Origin of the sequence: Campylobacter troglodytis, from assembly GCF_006864425.1 — a bacterium.
GTDB lineage: Bacteria > Campylobacterota > Campylobacteria > Campylobacterales > Campylobacteraceae > Campylobacter_D > Campylobacter_D troglodytis.
This window is the reverse complement of record NZ_QHLI01000001.1, coordinates 1-13293: the sequence shown is the minus strand read 5'-3', so window position 1 is coordinate 13293 and position 13293 is coordinate 1. Positions and strand designations below refer to the sequence as shown.

Sequence of the window (13293 nt, the reverse complement as noted above, 5' to 3'; positions counted from 1 at the left end):
ATTGTTAGACTAAAAATTTTAAGCTTTTGTATAATCTTGTCTTCTTGTGAGGACATTTTTGAGACTAAAAACATTAAAAGCTATGCTTTGTTATATTAAGACAAATTTTCGCAGTTTTTTATGAAAGAAATTTTTATAAAAAATCCAACAAAGAGCTAAATTTGTTGAATTTTAGTTTAAAATTTACTAAGGCTAAAAACACTTGAATTTAACATAAGATCATTTGAAAATATAAAGACTTAGATTAAAAACAAGCATATGATTCCTTCTTTAATTTCTCCAAATGTAAGTAAAATTTTGAGATCTTTTTTTATTTAGCTTGTAATTTTAAAAGAAATAGTAAATGCACTTCATAGAGCAAAACGCGTCAAATTTGAATTTGTCAAGGCATAAAATTAGATCAACAAGATTGTGAATGTTTTTCTCTTGCAGCTGCGTAATAGAAGTTTGCGAAAATTTGTTTAGTTAAAGTTTGTGGCATAAAGATAGTCTTACACTTCATTTAAAAGAAACAGAATTAAGGCGAAAATTTTGAGACAAAATTCTCATCAAAATTTATTAAAGTTGATAATAGAAAATCCGCTTAAGTTGTCTTGAGTTAAAATTCTATGTAATCTTAGCTAAAAGCATCTATACATCTTAAAATTTAGCAAAAATGCAAATTTACTGCCATCATTGTCGCTACAATCCTTAAAAGCTTTTTGTGCTTAAAGCCTCTTGTATGCTTTGTTTTTCTTTGGGGTTTATGTTTAGAATGCTAATTGCTTCTAGTCTTGTTAGGATTAGATCCTCTTTTTTTACCCTCTTGTCGTTTTTGCCTATGTCTAGGCTTGTTAGAGCACTTTTAGCTATAAGTAGTCTTCCATCATCCTCGCTTCTAATGCCCCAAATGCTATGAAAGGCTACATTTTCGCCCCCCACAGTGCCAACATAAAGCATTATATGCCCTTTAAGATATAAAAGCGTCTCGTAGGGTTTGGCATAGTTTTTTATAAAGCTTAGCTTTTCCTCATCGCTTAGATCCTTTATATCAAATCTTTGCCAAAAGACACTTTGAGCGTAGGAATTCCTTGGTAGATACAAGCCAAAGGGTGCAAAGAGATCCCTTGTTAAAAGTGAGCAATCTCTTTGATAATCATACCCCCCCCAGCCATAAGGCAAATTTATAAGCTGAGACATCTGTCTCTTAAAAGCCTCGTTGCTAAATTTCAAGGGGAATTTTTCTACTTGATTTTGAGGGATCTTGTATTTAATGCTACCTATTTTTCCAAAATAAAAGCCCCCACTAAGATCATAATAAGGATAAATAGCACCTATTCTAGTCTCAAAGGCGAAATTTCCATTTAGATCATAAACAGGGGTTTTTTCCTTTAAAGGAGTGATGAAATTGAGATTTTGATAGCTTTTTGCCCTTTGATCTGTGAATTTTTCTAGATCGGCGCTTAAAACAAAGCCCCAGCCAGATTCAGCTCTCACAAAGGCATAATGCCTATCCTTGCTAAAATGAGAAATAAGCACAGGGGTTCCTACATTTAAAACACTATCAAGTGCGTAATCAAAGGGCAGTCCCTCGCCTTGTTTGTGGGGATTAAGGAGTATGGGGGTATTTGTTGGTAGGTTTTTTAAGTATGTTGTTTTGGTGATTAAAGCCTTTTGTTTGAGCCTTAAAAAGTCCTTTGAGTTGGCATTTTCTATGGCTTCTTCAAAAAAGCTTCTTGGTATAGGCTGCTTGTTGAAAAAATAATACTCCTTGCTTAGGTATCCATTAAAGGACCAAAAGACATCCTTTGCCTTGATCTTGCCTATTTTGGCATTCCAAGCGTAGAAAAAATACTGCTTGTAGCTTTTAGCACTTGTTTCTACGATGCTTGGCTTAAAATCAGCTAGGATCCTTATATCTTGCTTATATTTTAAGGGCATATTAAACTTTGAAAATTCCTTAGAAAACTCAGGTTCTTTCACATCCTTTGTGCTAACGCAAGAGAATAAAAAAAAGAGGAAAAATAAAAATAAATATTTCTTCACAACAAAGCCTTTTAAAGCAAAGATTATAGCCAAAGTAGCTTAATGTTGCCTTTTAAAGATTTAAATTTGGCGATTGATAATTTTAGCTAAAATGATCTAGGATTTTTCCTAAGCCATTTTAACGAAATTTTATACAAATTTTCATTCTTAACTTTGGCGTTATATCTAAATTCACTCTCCTTCAAATGAAGGTATAAAAATTCCCTTGCCGTGAAACTGACCTAAGCTAGCCTTTGTAAAGCCCCCTCTGTTTGCAGTTACAAGAGGCGTAACGAAGTAAAAACATAGACGTTTTCTTGCCACGCCCACGCTTGCCACGAACACATTTTGCACCTTCTACTACGCAGTTGCGAGCCTAGCGTTGTAAAAAATAACTCTCATCAACCTCACCACTCATTTTCTAAAGAAACTTCGTTTTGCTGATTTTTCGCATTATTTGGCTATTAAAACTTTGCTACACTATTTTATTTACACAAGGGCGATAAATCTTACAAAAAGTGCGATTTTGCTTACGCAAAGATCAGCACAAAAGCACTCTAAGAGTTGCTAAAATTTTCGCTTTCAAATGTATGGAAAAATATATACTAAGATCGATTTTACCAAGATTTTAGAACTAAATTATATGAGCTAAAAGCATCAATCGCCTTAAATTCAGGCAAGTGAAACTGTGTGAATTTAAAATGGACGCTTGTAAGGCTTGATTTGTTTTTAATTTACTATGAATTGTGGCTTAAATGGGATTTTGGCTTTTGAAAGCCTTTATTTTAAGGCTCTTTTAAAAAAACATTGATATTTATCTATCTTAGCACACTTTAATCCTATCAAAACGAAGTTTCTTTATAAAATGAATTTTTTGGCTTAAATCACAAATTTATACGATAAACCAACATTTTTTATAAAAGAATCCCTAATAACATCCATAAAACCCTAAAAATAAATTCAAAGATCAAGCCTTTTATCAAAACAAATACTAAATCGTTTTAAGCTAAAAGCAAAGGACTAAATTTAAGCACAAGGTTAAGAAAAATCAAAACTTTTATCTTAAAGTCCCATTTTGAACTAGCTCTAAGATGATTTGTATGTTATTTTTGACATTTTTAAGATAGGCATTTGCTTGAGGGCTATTGAAATTAAAGCCTGTATTGTAGCTTTTGATGGCATTTTCTAAATTTCCTCTATGATAGCTTTTCCAAAAGTGTAAGATTTCTAGGGCTGTTTTGGTGCTTAAAACAGTATCGTTTATAAGCTCACTACAATGGACATTTCTATTATAAGAACTATCTATGATGTTTTTTGTATTAAGATAGGTAGGCAAGAGGATGTGAAAGGCACCACAACTTGGATCTTGTATATTTATAGGAAATTTACCAAGCTTGCTTTCTTGAAAGGCTATGGCTATGAGGGCTAGCCTTTCATCCTTATCCTCAACCATTCTATAAATGATTTTTGCTGTTCTTTTTTGATTATTATCAAGTTCGTGCCATTTTAATTCATTGGCATTTAAAAGCAAGAAGGATAAAAGCAAGATGAAAATTATGCGCATATTTAACTACCTTAAAAGCTTTAATTTTACTATAAATTATCCTATAAAAAACTTATAATATACAAAAAAGCTAAAAAAACTTTGTTATAATTTTATTTTATCTGTGCGAAATTTTGGACTTAAAGCTTATGAAAATACTTAGTTATCTAAGAGAAATTTTACAAACAAATAATGTCTTTTTAAGCGGAGGAGCAGGAGTTGGCAAGTCTTATCTTACAAATAAGTTAAAGCTTGCCTACAAAAAAGAGGGCAAAACTGTGGTAGCTCTTGGCTCTACTGCGATTTCTGCTTTTAATGTAGGAGGAGTAACGCTTCATAGCTTCTTTGCCTTTGGAATTTGTGCGAATTTAAACGAGCTTATGCTCTTTGATAGAAAGCAAAAAGACAAGCTTAAAAAGCTTAGCAAGGTGCTAAAAAAGCTTGATTTGCTAATCATTGATGAAATTTCTATGGTAAGTGCTGAGCTTTTTGATCTCATTTCCTTTCGCTTGAAAAACAGTGAATTTGATGGCAAGGTGCTTGTGGTGGGGGATTTTTTTCAATTGCCCCCTATTTTAAAAGAGGAGCAAAAGCTTGCAAATTCACTCTTTAAAGGCACTTATGCCTTTTCATCCTTGTCCTGGGTGGATTTTAAATTCAAAAATGTGCTTTTAAAGATCTCAAAAAGAACAAGCAACAAGGAATTTTATGATCATCTTTTTGCTATGAGAAGGGGCGTTTTAAGCGAGGAGCTCTTAGCTTATTTTGAAAAAATGCTTATAAGCTCAAAGGAGTTAAGTGAGCTTGATGATGATTTTACCTTGCTTTGTGGGATTAATAAAAAAGCAGATACCATAAACGAGCAAAAACTAGCCAAAATCGAGGGCAAGGCTCAGGTCTTTAAGGGGCTTTGCGAGAAGATAGATCCAAATTTAAATGAGTTAACGCTTCAAAAGTGGATCAAAGGCCTAAATGTGCTTGATGAGCTTCGTTTGAAGATTGGTGCAAGGGTGATTTTTTGCGTTAATAACTACGATGCTGGTTATTATAACGGCGAACAAGGCGAGGTTTCATCCATCTTTGAAGAGGATGGAGATACCTACATACAGATCTTAAAGGACAATGATACCCTTGTCAATATCGCTCCTTATGAGTTTAAGCTTGAAAATTTTAGTGAGGATGGCGAGGTCCTAGCGACATTTTCGCAATTTCCCATCAAACTTGCCTATGCCATAACCATCCACAAGTCTCAGGGTATGAGCATAGCAAGGCTGGTGTGTGATATAGATAATATCTTTGAAAACGGACAACTTTATGTAGCATTATCAAGGGCTATTGAGCCAAAGAATTTAAAAATTCTTTGCACCAAAAGAGATTTTAGAGCGTATTTTGCAAATGCTTTGAAATTTGATAAATCCGTGCTTGAGTTTTACTCAAATGGTGAATTTTTAAGCTTAGAATGAGGGGTAGTTATGAAAAAATGGCTAATTATTGGACTTTTGATGAGCTTTTGTTTTAGTCAAAGCTTAAAAATAGACAAATTAAGAACAGAACTTTACAGCAAGGAGGGTAAAAATTCGCTCAAAAAAATCGAGCTTTCCTTGGAGCTTGAGGGCGATGATTTGCTCAAAAACGAAGCTAAAATTTTAGATTCTACAAACATAGTAGTATCTGGCTTTTTTTATGAGGATCTTTTTACAGAGCTTGGAAAATTGCGTTTCAAAGATACCCTAACTCGCTTCATAAACAAAAAATATAAGCTTAAAATTAGCTCAATTTACATACTTTCTTTAAGGGGCATAGAAAAATTTGATATAGAGGAGCTTAAAAGCTTCTTACAAGATGACGGTAACATTAACAAAGAAACAAAATTAACCAAGCTAGAAGAGAAAAAAGAAGAAAATAAAGAACAAAACCTAAGCATTAATATCCCTAAAATACCACCACTTCCAAACATAAATAGCCTTTTAAATGAGGAGGATAAAACGGTTGATGATCTAGATCTAAATATCTTGCAAAACTTGCCTACAAATATACCCCCCCAGCCTATACAGCTAAAAGATGCAAATTTGACAAGCCCTGAATTTTAGTTTGACATTTTTTAAAAAAGTGCGTAGTTCTTGCATTAAAGCTTGATGCAAGCTAGGTATTTATCAAATAAATATTATTGTTTTTGTTTGGCTCAATTAAACTTAGATAGGATTTGCCCTTATCAACTTTAATAAATTTTGATGAGAGTTGTGTCATAATTTTTTGTCTTAATTGCGTTTCTTTTAAGTGAGGGATAAAATTTTTTTTAGCCATTAAATTTGACAGTTCTAAACTTCGCCTAGCTCCTTATACTACGCACTTGCAAGTGCGTAACACGAAGCAAAAAAATTCACAATTTCGTTTATGTGGCTTAGTCCATTTACGAACTCGTTTTTAGAGTGTTTTACCATATAATGTGCCTTTGCTCCTTCTTGCAAAAGACACAAGCCTAGCGAAGTAAAAAATCCACCAAGCCATAATAGAATTTTAGTTTATCTCTGTAAATTTCACTTTCTTTAAGCTTTGAAAAGTTCTTTATAATAGACAATAGCTCTTTTGCCAAGCAGCATTTTACTACCTATGTATAAATGTTAGCCTAGCGTTTTAGCAAGCCTTTTGCTTACAGCTACAAGAGGCTTAACGAAGTAAAAACTTTTGCGACCAGTCCCACGCCCACGCTTACCACGCACTCTTTTTGCTCCGAAATAACTCTCATCAACTTCAAGCTTACCACTCATTTTAGAGATTTTTTCGTACCCTTTGGCTATCAAAATTTTGCCGCACTGTTGCATTCACGCAAAGGCGAGAAACCTTACACAAAACAGCGATTTTGCTTACGCAAATATCAGCACAAAAGCACTCTAAAATTGCTAAAATTTTCGCTCAAAAATGTAGGGCAAAAATATATACCAAGATCGATTTTACCAAGCTTTGGGCCGTAATTATATCAGCTAAAAGTATCAATCGCCTATTTTAATTTATAAAATAGGCTTGAAGTATTGTTTTTAAAAGCAAAGTTAAAAAACTCAAAATATATTGAGCCTAAGTAATTTTATCTTGGCTTAACTTTAAAATTTAAGCTTGTTTTTATATTTTACTCCGCGTTTTTTAATTTTTGCAAATTTTTTGTATCAAAATACATATTAAATGATAAGTTAGTATTTGAATTTAAGGCATACAGGCTTAGTTTATCAAATAATTAGCCCTATACTTTAAAACATTTTTAAGCTTAAAATGATAAAATTTGCCTTTATTTTGTGCGGGAATAGCTCAGGGGTAGAGCACAACCTTGCCAAGGTTGGGGTCGCGAGTTCGAATCTCGTTTCCCGCTCCAAGTGCCCGGGTGGTGGAATTGGTAGACACAAGGGACTTAAAATCCCTCGGAAATTACTTCCGTATCGGTTCAAGTCCGATTTCGGGCACCATACAGATAATGGAAAACGGACAACAAAACACGGAATTTTGGTAGCGTTTTTAAAGGCATTTAGGGCAAAGTCTTGAATTTATGCGTTTTAAACGCGGTGTGTGGCAATGCAAACCCTGAATTTTTGCAATCCGCATTCTGTAATCCGTAGTCTGTGTTCTGTATGGCGGCATAGCCAAGTGGTAAGGCACGAGCCTGCAAAGCTCTGATCCCCGGTTCAAATCCGGGTGTCGCCTCCAAAATTCAAACAAAATGCTTGAATTTGTGATATAATGGCTTTTTCATTAAAAGAGCCTTATTAAAACTTGACGAGAGATGGCTGAGTGGTCGAAAGCGGCGGTCTTGAAAACCGTTGAGGTGCAAGCCTCCGGGGGTTCGAATCCCTCTCTCTCGGCCATTGTGAATTTTATGTATGATAAAGTCAATTTTTTTGAAAAGCTTAGATCTAATTTACAAAAAACATAAAAATTGTTAAATTTATCTGTCCTAAAAGGATTAAAATTTGAGATTAAGGGGGAAGATTGGCAAAAGATGATGTCATAGAAATAGATGGCAATGTGGTAGAGGCTTTGCCAAATGCGAATTTTCGAGTAGAACTTGACAACAAACACACCATTTTGTGCCACATAGCAGGCAAGATGAGGATGCATTATATACGCATAATGCCAGGAGACCGTGTGCGTGTAGAACTTACGCCTTATAGCCTTGATAAGGGACGCATTACCTTTCGCTATAAATAGGGCTTTGAAAGGCTTTTAGGTATTTAAAAAAAGCGAATTTGAGAAACTTTTAATGAATCTTTTTAGCAAAAGCTAAAATTTAATTTCAAAGCAAAGTTGCAAATGAATGCTTATTTTTTAGATTCCTTTTGCATACTCTTAACTTGCCACAAGGCGAAAAGTCCATAGGCTACGCAAACACCAAGCACAAAATAAGGCACAAAATCCATTACTTCCTCCTTTATAGTTTTTTAATCTGCTCTCTAATTGCAAAGCTAAGTCCAGCCAAAACTATCAATAAAAGTATAATCGCACCTACGCCACAAATTATCACAAAATTTTCGGCTGTCTTATAAGTCGTTACAATAAAGCCTGAAATTGCTATTATAATGCCCATAGCAGTATTGCGATATGTTTTAAACTCGTCTAATTCGGCTTTTATTCTTTCGACACTCATATGGGCATTGTAACACAAATTTATGTTTATTTAATAAAAACTAGCCAAAAAAATTCAAAGCAAGTTCTAAATTTCAAAACTTTGTTTCAAAAAAACACAAAATTTTGTATAAGCATTAATTGAAATTTAACTTTTTTGGATATAATTAGCGTTTTGCGACACTCAAAACTAGCAAAGAAGTATTTTCAAAATTCACCACTTGTTTTGAAAATAGTTGGCACAAGCCTAATGAGGGTCGCTAGGAAGTGGAATTTACCTTAAAGGATACTTATGAAAGTGAGACCATCGGTCAAAAAGATGTGCGACAAGTGCAAGGTTATCCGCCGCAAGGGCGTAGTTCGCATAATTTGCGAAAATCCAAAACACAAGCAAAGGCAGGGTTAGGCAATGGCTCGTATAGCAGGTGTGGATTTACCCAAGAAAAAGCGGGTGGAGTATGGATTAACCTATATCTATGGTATAGGGCTGTTTAGTGCTAGGAAAATCCTTGATAAAACAGGCATTTCCTACGATAAAAGAGTGAGCGAGCTAAGCGAGGACGAGGCTGCGGCGATTCGCAAGGAAATTCAAGAGCATTATATGGTGGAGGGCGATTTGCGAAAGCAAGTGGCTATGGACATTAAGGCTCTTATGGATTTAGGAAGTTATAGGGGTTTAAGACACCGCAAGGGCTTACCTGTGCGAGGTCAAAAAACCAAAACAAACGCAAGAACCCGCAAGGGTAAGCGAAAAACTGTTGGTTCGGTAGCTAAAGGATAAGATATGGCAACAAGAAAAGTAGCAAAAAAAAAGGTAGTTAAGAAAAATATTGCTCGTGGCATAGTCTATATCAGTGCAACCTTTAACAACACCCTAGTTACCGTTACCGATGAAATGGGAAACGCGATAGCGTGGAGCAGTGCTGGAGGCTTGGGATTTAAGGGCTCAAAAAAATCAACCCCCTACGCCGCACAGCAAGCAGTAGAGGACGCGATGAGCAAGGCAAAGGAACACGGCATCAAAGAGGTTGGCATCAAGGTGCAAGGACCGGGTAGCGGCAGAGAAACCGCCATAAAAAGCGTTGGTGCTTATGAGGGCATAAAGGTGCTTTTCTTAAAGGACATTACGCCACTATCACACAATGGCTGCCGCCCTCCAAAACGCCGCAGAGTGTGAGAAAGGATAGAAAATGTCAAGATATAGAGGACCTGTTGAGAAATTAGAAAGAAGGTTTGGAGTAAGCCTTGCCTTAAAGGGCGAAAGGAGGCTTGCTGGTAAAAGTGCGCTTGATAAACGTCCTTACGCACCCGGTCAGCACGGTGCAAGACGCGGTAAAATCAGCGAATACGGCTTACAGCTCAAAGAAAAGCAAAAGGCTAAATTTATGTATGGGCTTAGCGAAAAGCAGTTTCGCCGCCTTTTTGCAGAAGCTGCACGCCGTGAGGGCAACACGGGCGTTTTGCTAGTTCAGCTTTTAGAACAAAGGCTTGATAATGTGGTGTATAGAATGGGCTTTGCGACAACTCGCCGTTTTGCAAGGCAGCTTGTTACGCACGGACACATTTTGGTAAATGGCAAGAGGGTTGATATACCTAGCTTTCGTGTGGAGGCAGGGGCAAAAATTGAGGTGAGAGAAAAGAGCAAAAACAACCCACAAATTTCACGCGCCATTGATTTAACAGCACAAACAGGCATTGTGGCTTGGGTAGATGTCGAAAAGGACAAGAGATTTGGCATCTTTACAAGGACACCAGAGCGAGAAGAAGTGATTATCCCTGTTGAGGAACGCTTCATAGTCGAGCTTTACTCTAAATAAAAGGCTTAAATATGAGAACCATCACTACATCAGCGAACACGCCTACTCAATTTAGCATTGACAACATAAACGAAACCACGGCTAAAATCTCGGCTTGGCCCTTTGAGATAGGCTATGGCATTACTTTGGCACACCCACTTCGCCGCTTGCTTTTTGCTAGCACTGTGGGCTTTGCACCCACAGCACTGCACATAGAGGGCGTTAGCCACGAGTTTGACAGCTTGCGGGGAATGTTAGAAGATGTTACGCTTTTTATCATCAATCTTAAAAAACTTCGTTTCAAGCTTAAAAATGACGCGGACAAAGAGATGATAAGCTTTAAATTCAAGGGTCCCAAGGAAATTCACGGCTCTGATTTAAACGGCGACATAGTCGAGGTCGTAAATGGCGAGAGCTACCTAGCTACCATAAATGAGGACATTGAGCTTGAATTCACGCTCATCATAGAAAAGGGCATAGGCTATGTGCCAAGTGAAGAGATAAGAAATCTCATCCCAGACATAAGCTACATTACTCTTGATGCCTTTTTTACCCCTGTTAGAGAAGCCGTTTATGACATAGAAAAGGTGCTTTTTGAGGATAATCCTGACTATGAAAAGGTTGTTTTCACAGTTAGCACAGATGGGCAAATCACTCCCGAAAAGGCTTTTGAAAACGCTTTGGAGGCTATGTATAAGCAACTTTCTGTATTTAATAAGATCACAAACGCTGGTGCTATCATTAAAAATCAAAGTACAAACAATGAAATAGAAAATATGAAGCTTTTGCAAAATATTACGGATTTAAATTTAAGTGCAAGAAGCTTTAATTGCCTTGAAAAGGCTGATATTTCTTATATAGGTGAGCTTGCCTTGATGAGCGTTACCGAGCTTTCATCTCTCAAAAACCTTGGCAAAAAATCCTTAGAGGAAATTAAAAGCGTTATGGAAAGCATAGGCTTACCAGTTGGTACCTCAAAACTTAGTGATAATAAAGAACTTTTAAGCAAGAAAATAGCCGAGCTTAAGGCACAAAATGGAGGCAAACAATGAGACACAAACACGGATACCGCAAACTAGGACGCACAAGCTCTCACAGGACGGCTTTGCTTAAAAATCTCAGCATTGCCATCATAAATTCAGGCAAGATTGAAACCACTCTGCCAAAGGCAAAGGAACTTCGTAGCTACATTGAAAGGCTCATCACAAGGGCAAGGGTAGGGGACGCGAACGCTCATAGGGCTGTGTTTGCTAGCTTGCAAGATAAAAGGGCTACAAATAAATTAGTGAGTGAAATCGCTGTGAATTTTAAGGAAAGAAACGGAGGCTACACTAGAATAATAAAAACCCGCCTTCGCCGTGGAGACGCTGCTGAGATGGCTTTTGTGGAGTTTGTCGCATAAAATAATTAAAATTCACGCATTGCGTGAATTTTAATTATTATTCTAGCATTTGTAATGCTTTGCAAGGACAAACCTTGAATTTTTCGCATATAATTTAGGTTTATGTTTGAAATTCATAACTTAGTTAAAATTTTTACTTTGACTCAATTAAACTTAAATCAAAGGGCTTTTAAGTTCTATTAAAAACAAAGAACAGTTTATTAACTTCGCCAAATGTAAGGGCATTTTTGAAGTATTTTTTACTTAGCCTTTCGTCCCCTCCCTTTGCAAGAAGCCTTTATTTAGAGGCGAAAAATCCTCTAACTTTTTCGTCATCAAAGTTGCATGTAAAAGCAAATTTGCATTTTTATAGCCAAAGAATATGAGAAGCTTTCTAAAATGAGTGCTGAGATTGAATAGGGTGATAGTTCTTTTTTACTTCGCTTTGCTTGTAACTGTAAGCAAAAGAGGCAAAAAGAGTGCGCAGAATGCGTGCAGATGGAGCTAGTAAGAAAATGTCTGTGTTTTTACTTAATGCTACGCGTCTTGTAATTTTGCAAGAAGGAATAAAAGTACAAGAGCTTGTAAAACACTCTAAAAACGAGTTTGCAAAGGGACAAATCCACATAAATGAAATTGTGAATTTTTGAGGCTTTGCAAAATTTTTTTAGCTAAATTTAATAGCTAAAAAAGAAAATTTTATCCTTCACTTAAAAAAAACTTAATTAAGATAAAAAATTTAGGACAAGATCTATGTTAAGTTTTACTAAAATTGATAAGGTAAAATTCTATTAAAATATCTTGAGCCAATTTATATATAATATAAAAATGTAGGATAAGTGTTTATCAAAATTTATTAAAGTTGATAAAATAAACTTCTATTAAATTTAATTGAGTTGTTATCTTGTTTAATATTTTAAATACATTCACACCCTTGATTGAGTTTTATTTTTATAAAAATTCACAAAAGAAAGGATATGCAGTGCTAATTTACGGACACAAGCTTATAAAATGCCCAAATTTTTATCTTATAAAGGATCAAAAGGCTAAATTTCAAGAGGGCATAAACTGTTTTGAATTTAGCCAGGAGCTAATTCAAATGGCTTTACAAGCAGATGTGAAATTTGGTATTTTGGCGAAAAATGAGGATGAGATCTTACTTGCAAATGCTGTCAGAGCTGAATTTATCTTAATAGAAAATGAAAAATTAGCCAAAAGGGCAAGTAAGATGGCTGAGTTTTATCTCTTTGATAGCAAGATCTTACTCATCACAAGCTCCTTAAAAAACCTTAAAAAAGCTTATAAATTTAGGGTTGATGGGTTGATTTTAAAAGAACTTTTGGCTGAGAATTTATAGTTAAAAATGCTAACCTTGTTTTAATATGGCAAGAATGCGGTTTGTAAGCTTAGGATAAAATGGATTTTCTAAATAAATTTTGTTGTCTAAAAAACTAGGCTTGTAAGATGATAAAGATGAATGTTAGTGAAACTTAGAAAAATATCTAAATTTCTATTAAAACTACAAGAATTTTTTTATAAAAATATGATTTTTGAAAACAGTGTTCTTCTTTGTAGTATTAAATCTTGCGCAACTGACAAAATAAAGATCTAAAAGAGAAACCTTTTTGTCAAATGAGGTTTAGTTAAAACAAGGAACTGTGGCTTTTAGCCTTGCAATTTTATATTGGCTCAATATACTTTAACAGAATTTTCTCTTAGCAACCTTAATAAATTTTGATGAGAATTTTGTCCTAAAATTTTCGCCTTATATCTAAAATCTATTTCTTTTAAATGAAGAACAAAATTTTCTTTTTTAGTTTGGCAAGTCTAAATTTAGCAAAGCCCTAGAAATTCACAATTTCTTTGGCGATTGATACTTTTAGCTGATATAATTACGGCTGAAAGGTTGGTAAAATCGATGTTAAACAAGTATATATTTTTGCCCTACATTTCGGAGCGAA

The 13293-nt window shown here is 35.2% G+C and carries 18 protein-coding genes, 4 tRNA genes and 1 pseudogene; 16 read left to right on the top strand and 7 right to left on the bottom strand.

What is annotated here, in order from left to right; all coding sequences use genetic code 11:
* Positions 1–690: 690 nt before the first annotated feature.
* The 4 genes and pseudogenes from DMC01_RS00085 to DMC01_RS00080 all read right to left on the bottom strand — a co-directional run bounded on the left by DMC01_RS00085 (position 691) and on the right by DMC01_RS00080 (position 3568).
* Complete coding sequence (locus DMC01_RS00085) at positions 691–2025, bottom strand: SH3 domain-containing C40 family peptidase (RefSeq protein ID WP_142692279.1); 1335 nt, start codon at positions 2023–2025, stop codon at positions 691–693.
* An 86-nt stretch (positions 2026–2111) separates the two neighbouring features.
* Positions 2112–2219, bottom strand: a pseudogene (locus DMC01_RS14595) (IS1595 family transposase); the annotation flags it as partial.
* Entirely contained in the window at positions 2197–2349 is a 153-nt protein-coding gene (locus DMC01_RS12910; protein WP_185908517.1) for a hypothetical protein, read from the bottom strand. The pseudogene DMC01_RS14595 and the gene DMC01_RS12910, both read right to left, overlap by 23 nt.
* Positions 2350–3061: 712 nt before the next feature.
* The gene (locus DMC01_RS00080) at positions 3062–3568 is read right to left on the bottom strand and encodes a hypothetical protein (RefSeq protein ID WP_142692278.1); all 507 of its coding nucleotides are present in this window, start codon (positions 3566–3568) and stop codon (positions 3062–3064) included.
* A gap of 134 nt (positions 3569–3702) precedes the next feature.
* Here DMC01_RS00080 and DMC01_RS00075 point away from each other — a divergent pair, with 134 nt between their 5' ends.
* Together DMC01_RS00075 and DMC01_RS00070 are read left to right on the top strand one after the other, a co-directional pair.
* Positions 3703–5010: an ATP-dependent DNA helicase gene (locus tag DMC01_RS00075; RefSeq protein ID WP_142692345.1), complete on the top strand. Its 1308-nt coding sequence runs from the start codon at positions 3703–3705 to the stop codon at positions 5008–5010.
* 9 nt (positions 5011–5019) lie between these two features.
* Positions 5020–5637, top strand: coding sequence for a flagellar basal body-associated FliL family protein (locus DMC01_RS00070; protein ID WP_142692277.1), 618 nt, complete (start codon positions 5020–5022; stop codon positions 5635–5637).
* Positions 5638–5889: 252 nt separating this feature from the next.
* Here the strand turns inward: DMC01_RS00070 and DMC01_RS15635 are convergent, their stop codons facing one another.
* Together DMC01_RS15635 and DMC01_RS12905 are read right to left on the bottom strand one after the other, a co-directional pair.
* Positions 5890–6015 carry a hypothetical protein gene (locus tag DMC01_RS15635; RefSeq protein WP_282432199.1) on the bottom strand — a complete coding sequence of 42 codons (126 nt, stop codon included), beginning with the start codon at positions 6013–6015 and terminating at the stop codon, positions 5890–5892.
* Positions 6016–6168: 153 nt separating this feature from the next.
* Positions 6169–6315 (bottom strand): hypothetical protein, encoded by a 147-nt coding sequence (locus tag DMC01_RS12905; protein WP_221887113.1) that lies wholly within the window; start codon positions 6313–6315, stop codon positions 6169–6171.
* Positions 6316–6836: 521 nt separating this feature from the next.
* On the opposite strand from DMC01_RS12905, the gene DMC01_RS00065 reads away from it, so the two are divergent.
* The 5 genes from DMC01_RS00065 to infA all read left to right on the top strand — a co-directional run bounded on the left by DMC01_RS00065 (position 6837) and on the right by infA (position 7741).
* A tRNA-Gly gene (locus DMC01_RS00065) sits at positions 6837–6911 on the top strand.
* Positions 6912–6914: 3 nt separating this feature from the next.
* Positions 6915–7002 (top strand) — tRNA-Leu (locus DMC01_RS00060).
* A gap of 164 nt (positions 7003–7166) precedes the next feature.
* Positions 7167–7240: transfer RNA gene (locus DMC01_RS00055), tRNA-Cys, on the top strand.
* A gap of 70 nt (positions 7241–7310) precedes the next feature.
* Positions 7311–7398: transfer RNA gene (locus DMC01_RS00050), tRNA-Ser, on the top strand.
* Between the two features lie 124 nt (positions 7399–7522).
* The gene (infA, locus tag DMC01_RS00045; protein WP_142692276.1) at positions 7523–7741 is read left to right on the top strand and encodes a translation initiation factor IF-1; all 219 of its coding nucleotides are present in this window, start codon (positions 7523–7525) and stop codon (positions 7739–7741) included.
* Between the two features lie 220 nt (positions 7742–7961).
* Here the strand turns inward: infA and DMC01_RS00040 are convergent, their stop codons facing one another.
* On the bottom strand, positions 7962–8177 hold the full coding sequence (locus tag DMC01_RS00040; protein ID WP_142692275.1) for a hypothetical protein: 216 nt from the start codon (positions 8175–8177) through the stop codon (positions 7962–7964).
* Positions 8178–8447: 270 nt separating this feature from the next.
* On the opposite strand from DMC01_RS00040, the gene rpmJ reads away from it, so the two are divergent.
* The 9 genes from rpmJ (at position 8448) to DMC01_RS00005 (ending at position 12689) form a co-directional block, all read left to right on the top strand.
* Positions 8448–8561, top strand: coding sequence for a 50S ribosomal protein L36 (gene rpmJ, locus DMC01_RS00035; RefSeq protein ID WP_142692274.1), 114 nt, complete (start codon positions 8448–8450; stop codon positions 8559–8561).
* Positions 8562–8564: 3 nt separating this feature from the next.
* Positions 8565–8936 carry a 30S ribosomal protein S13 gene (gene rpsM / locus DMC01_RS00030; RefSeq protein WP_142692273.1) on the top strand — a complete coding sequence of 124 codons (372 nt, stop codon included), beginning with the start codon at positions 8565–8567 and terminating at the stop codon, positions 8934–8936.
* Between the two features lie 3 nt (positions 8937–8939).
* Positions 8940–9332 (top strand): 30S ribosomal protein S11, encoded by a 393-nt coding sequence (gene rpsK, locus DMC01_RS00025; protein WP_142692272.1) that lies wholly within the window; start codon positions 8940–8942, stop codon positions 9330–9332.
* Positions 9333–9345: 13 nt separating this feature from the next.
* Positions 9346–9972 (top strand): 30S ribosomal protein S4, encoded by a 627-nt coding sequence (rpsD, locus tag DMC01_RS00020; RefSeq protein ID WP_142692271.1) that lies wholly within the window; start codon positions 9346–9348, stop codon positions 9970–9972.
* Positions 9973–9983: 11 nt separating this feature from the next.
* A complete protein-coding gene (locus DMC01_RS00015; RefSeq protein ID WP_142692270.1) occupies positions 9984–11003 on the top strand; it encodes a DNA-directed RNA polymerase subunit alpha in 1020 nt (339 codons plus the stop codon).
* Positions 11000–11353 (top strand): 50S ribosomal protein L17, encoded by a 354-nt coding sequence (rplQ, locus tag DMC01_RS00010; RefSeq protein ID WP_142692269.1) that lies wholly within the window; start codon positions 11000–11002, stop codon positions 11351–11353. Before DMC01_RS00015 ends, rplQ begins: the two co-directional genes overlap by 4 nt.
* Before the next feature lie 227 nt (positions 11354–11580).
* The gene (locus DMC01_RS12900; protein WP_185908513.1) at positions 11581–11718 is read left to right on the top strand and encodes a hypothetical protein; all 138 of its coding nucleotides are present in this window, start codon (positions 11581–11583) and stop codon (positions 11716–11718) included.
* A gap of 102 nt (positions 11719–11820) precedes the next feature.
* Positions 11821–11982, top strand: a complete 162-nt coding sequence (locus DMC01_RS12895) for a hypothetical protein (protein ID WP_185908511.1) — start codon at positions 11821–11823, stop codon at positions 11980–11982.
* A gap of 332 nt (positions 11983–12314) precedes the next feature.
* Positions 12315–12689 (top strand): hypothetical protein, encoded by a 375-nt coding sequence (locus tag DMC01_RS00005; RefSeq protein ID WP_142692268.1) that lies wholly within the window; start codon positions 12315–12317, stop codon positions 12687–12689.
* Positions 12690–13293: the final 604 nt, after the last annotated feature.

What these genes read in the sequence shown, in the direction of transcription:
- DMC01_RS00080 (WP_142692278.1), bottom strand. Translation starts at nt 3,568, where the DNA reads ATGCGCATAATTTTCATCTTGCTTTTATCCTTCTTGCTTTTAAATGCC.
- DMC01_RS00070 (WP_142692277.1), top strand. Translation starts at nt 5,020, where the DNA reads ATGAAAAAATGGCTAATTATTGGACTTTTGATGAGCTTTTGTTTTAGT.
- DMC01_RS12905 (WP_221887113.1), bottom strand. Translation starts at nt 6,315, where the DNA reads ATGAGTGGTAAGCTTGAAGTTGATGAGAGTTATTTCGGAGCAAAAAGA.
- DMC01_RS00040 (WP_142692275.1), bottom strand. Translation starts at nt 8,177, where the DNA reads ATGAGTGTCGAAAGAATAAAAGCCGAATTAGACGAGTTTAAAACATAT.
- rpmJ (WP_142692274.1), top strand. Translation starts at nt 8,448, where the DNA reads ATGAAAGTGAGACCATCGGTCAAAAAGATGTGCGACAAGTGCAAGGTT.
- rpsM (WP_142692273.1), top strand. Translation starts at nt 8,565, where the DNA reads ATGGCTCGTATAGCAGGTGTGGATTTACCCAAGAAAAAGCGGGTGGAG.
- rpsK (WP_142692272.1), top strand. Translation starts at nt 8,940, where the DNA reads ATGGCAACAAGAAAAGTAGCAAAAAAAAAGGTAGTTAAGAAAAATATT.
- rpsD (WP_142692271.1), top strand. Translation starts at nt 9,346, where the DNA reads ATGTCAAGATATAGAGGACCTGTTGAGAAATTAGAAAGAAGGTTTGGA.
- DMC01_RS00015 (WP_142692270.1), top strand. Translation starts at nt 9,984, where the DNA reads ATGAGAACCATCACTACATCAGCGAACACGCCTACTCAATTTAGCATT.
- rplQ (WP_142692269.1), top strand. Translation starts at nt 11,000, where the DNA reads ATGAGACACAAACACGGATACCGCAAACTAGGACGCACAAGCTCTCAC.
- DMC01_RS12895 (WP_185908511.1), top strand. Translation starts at nt 11,821, where the DNA reads ATGCGTGCAGATGGAGCTAGTAAGAAAATGTCTGTGTTTTTACTTAAT.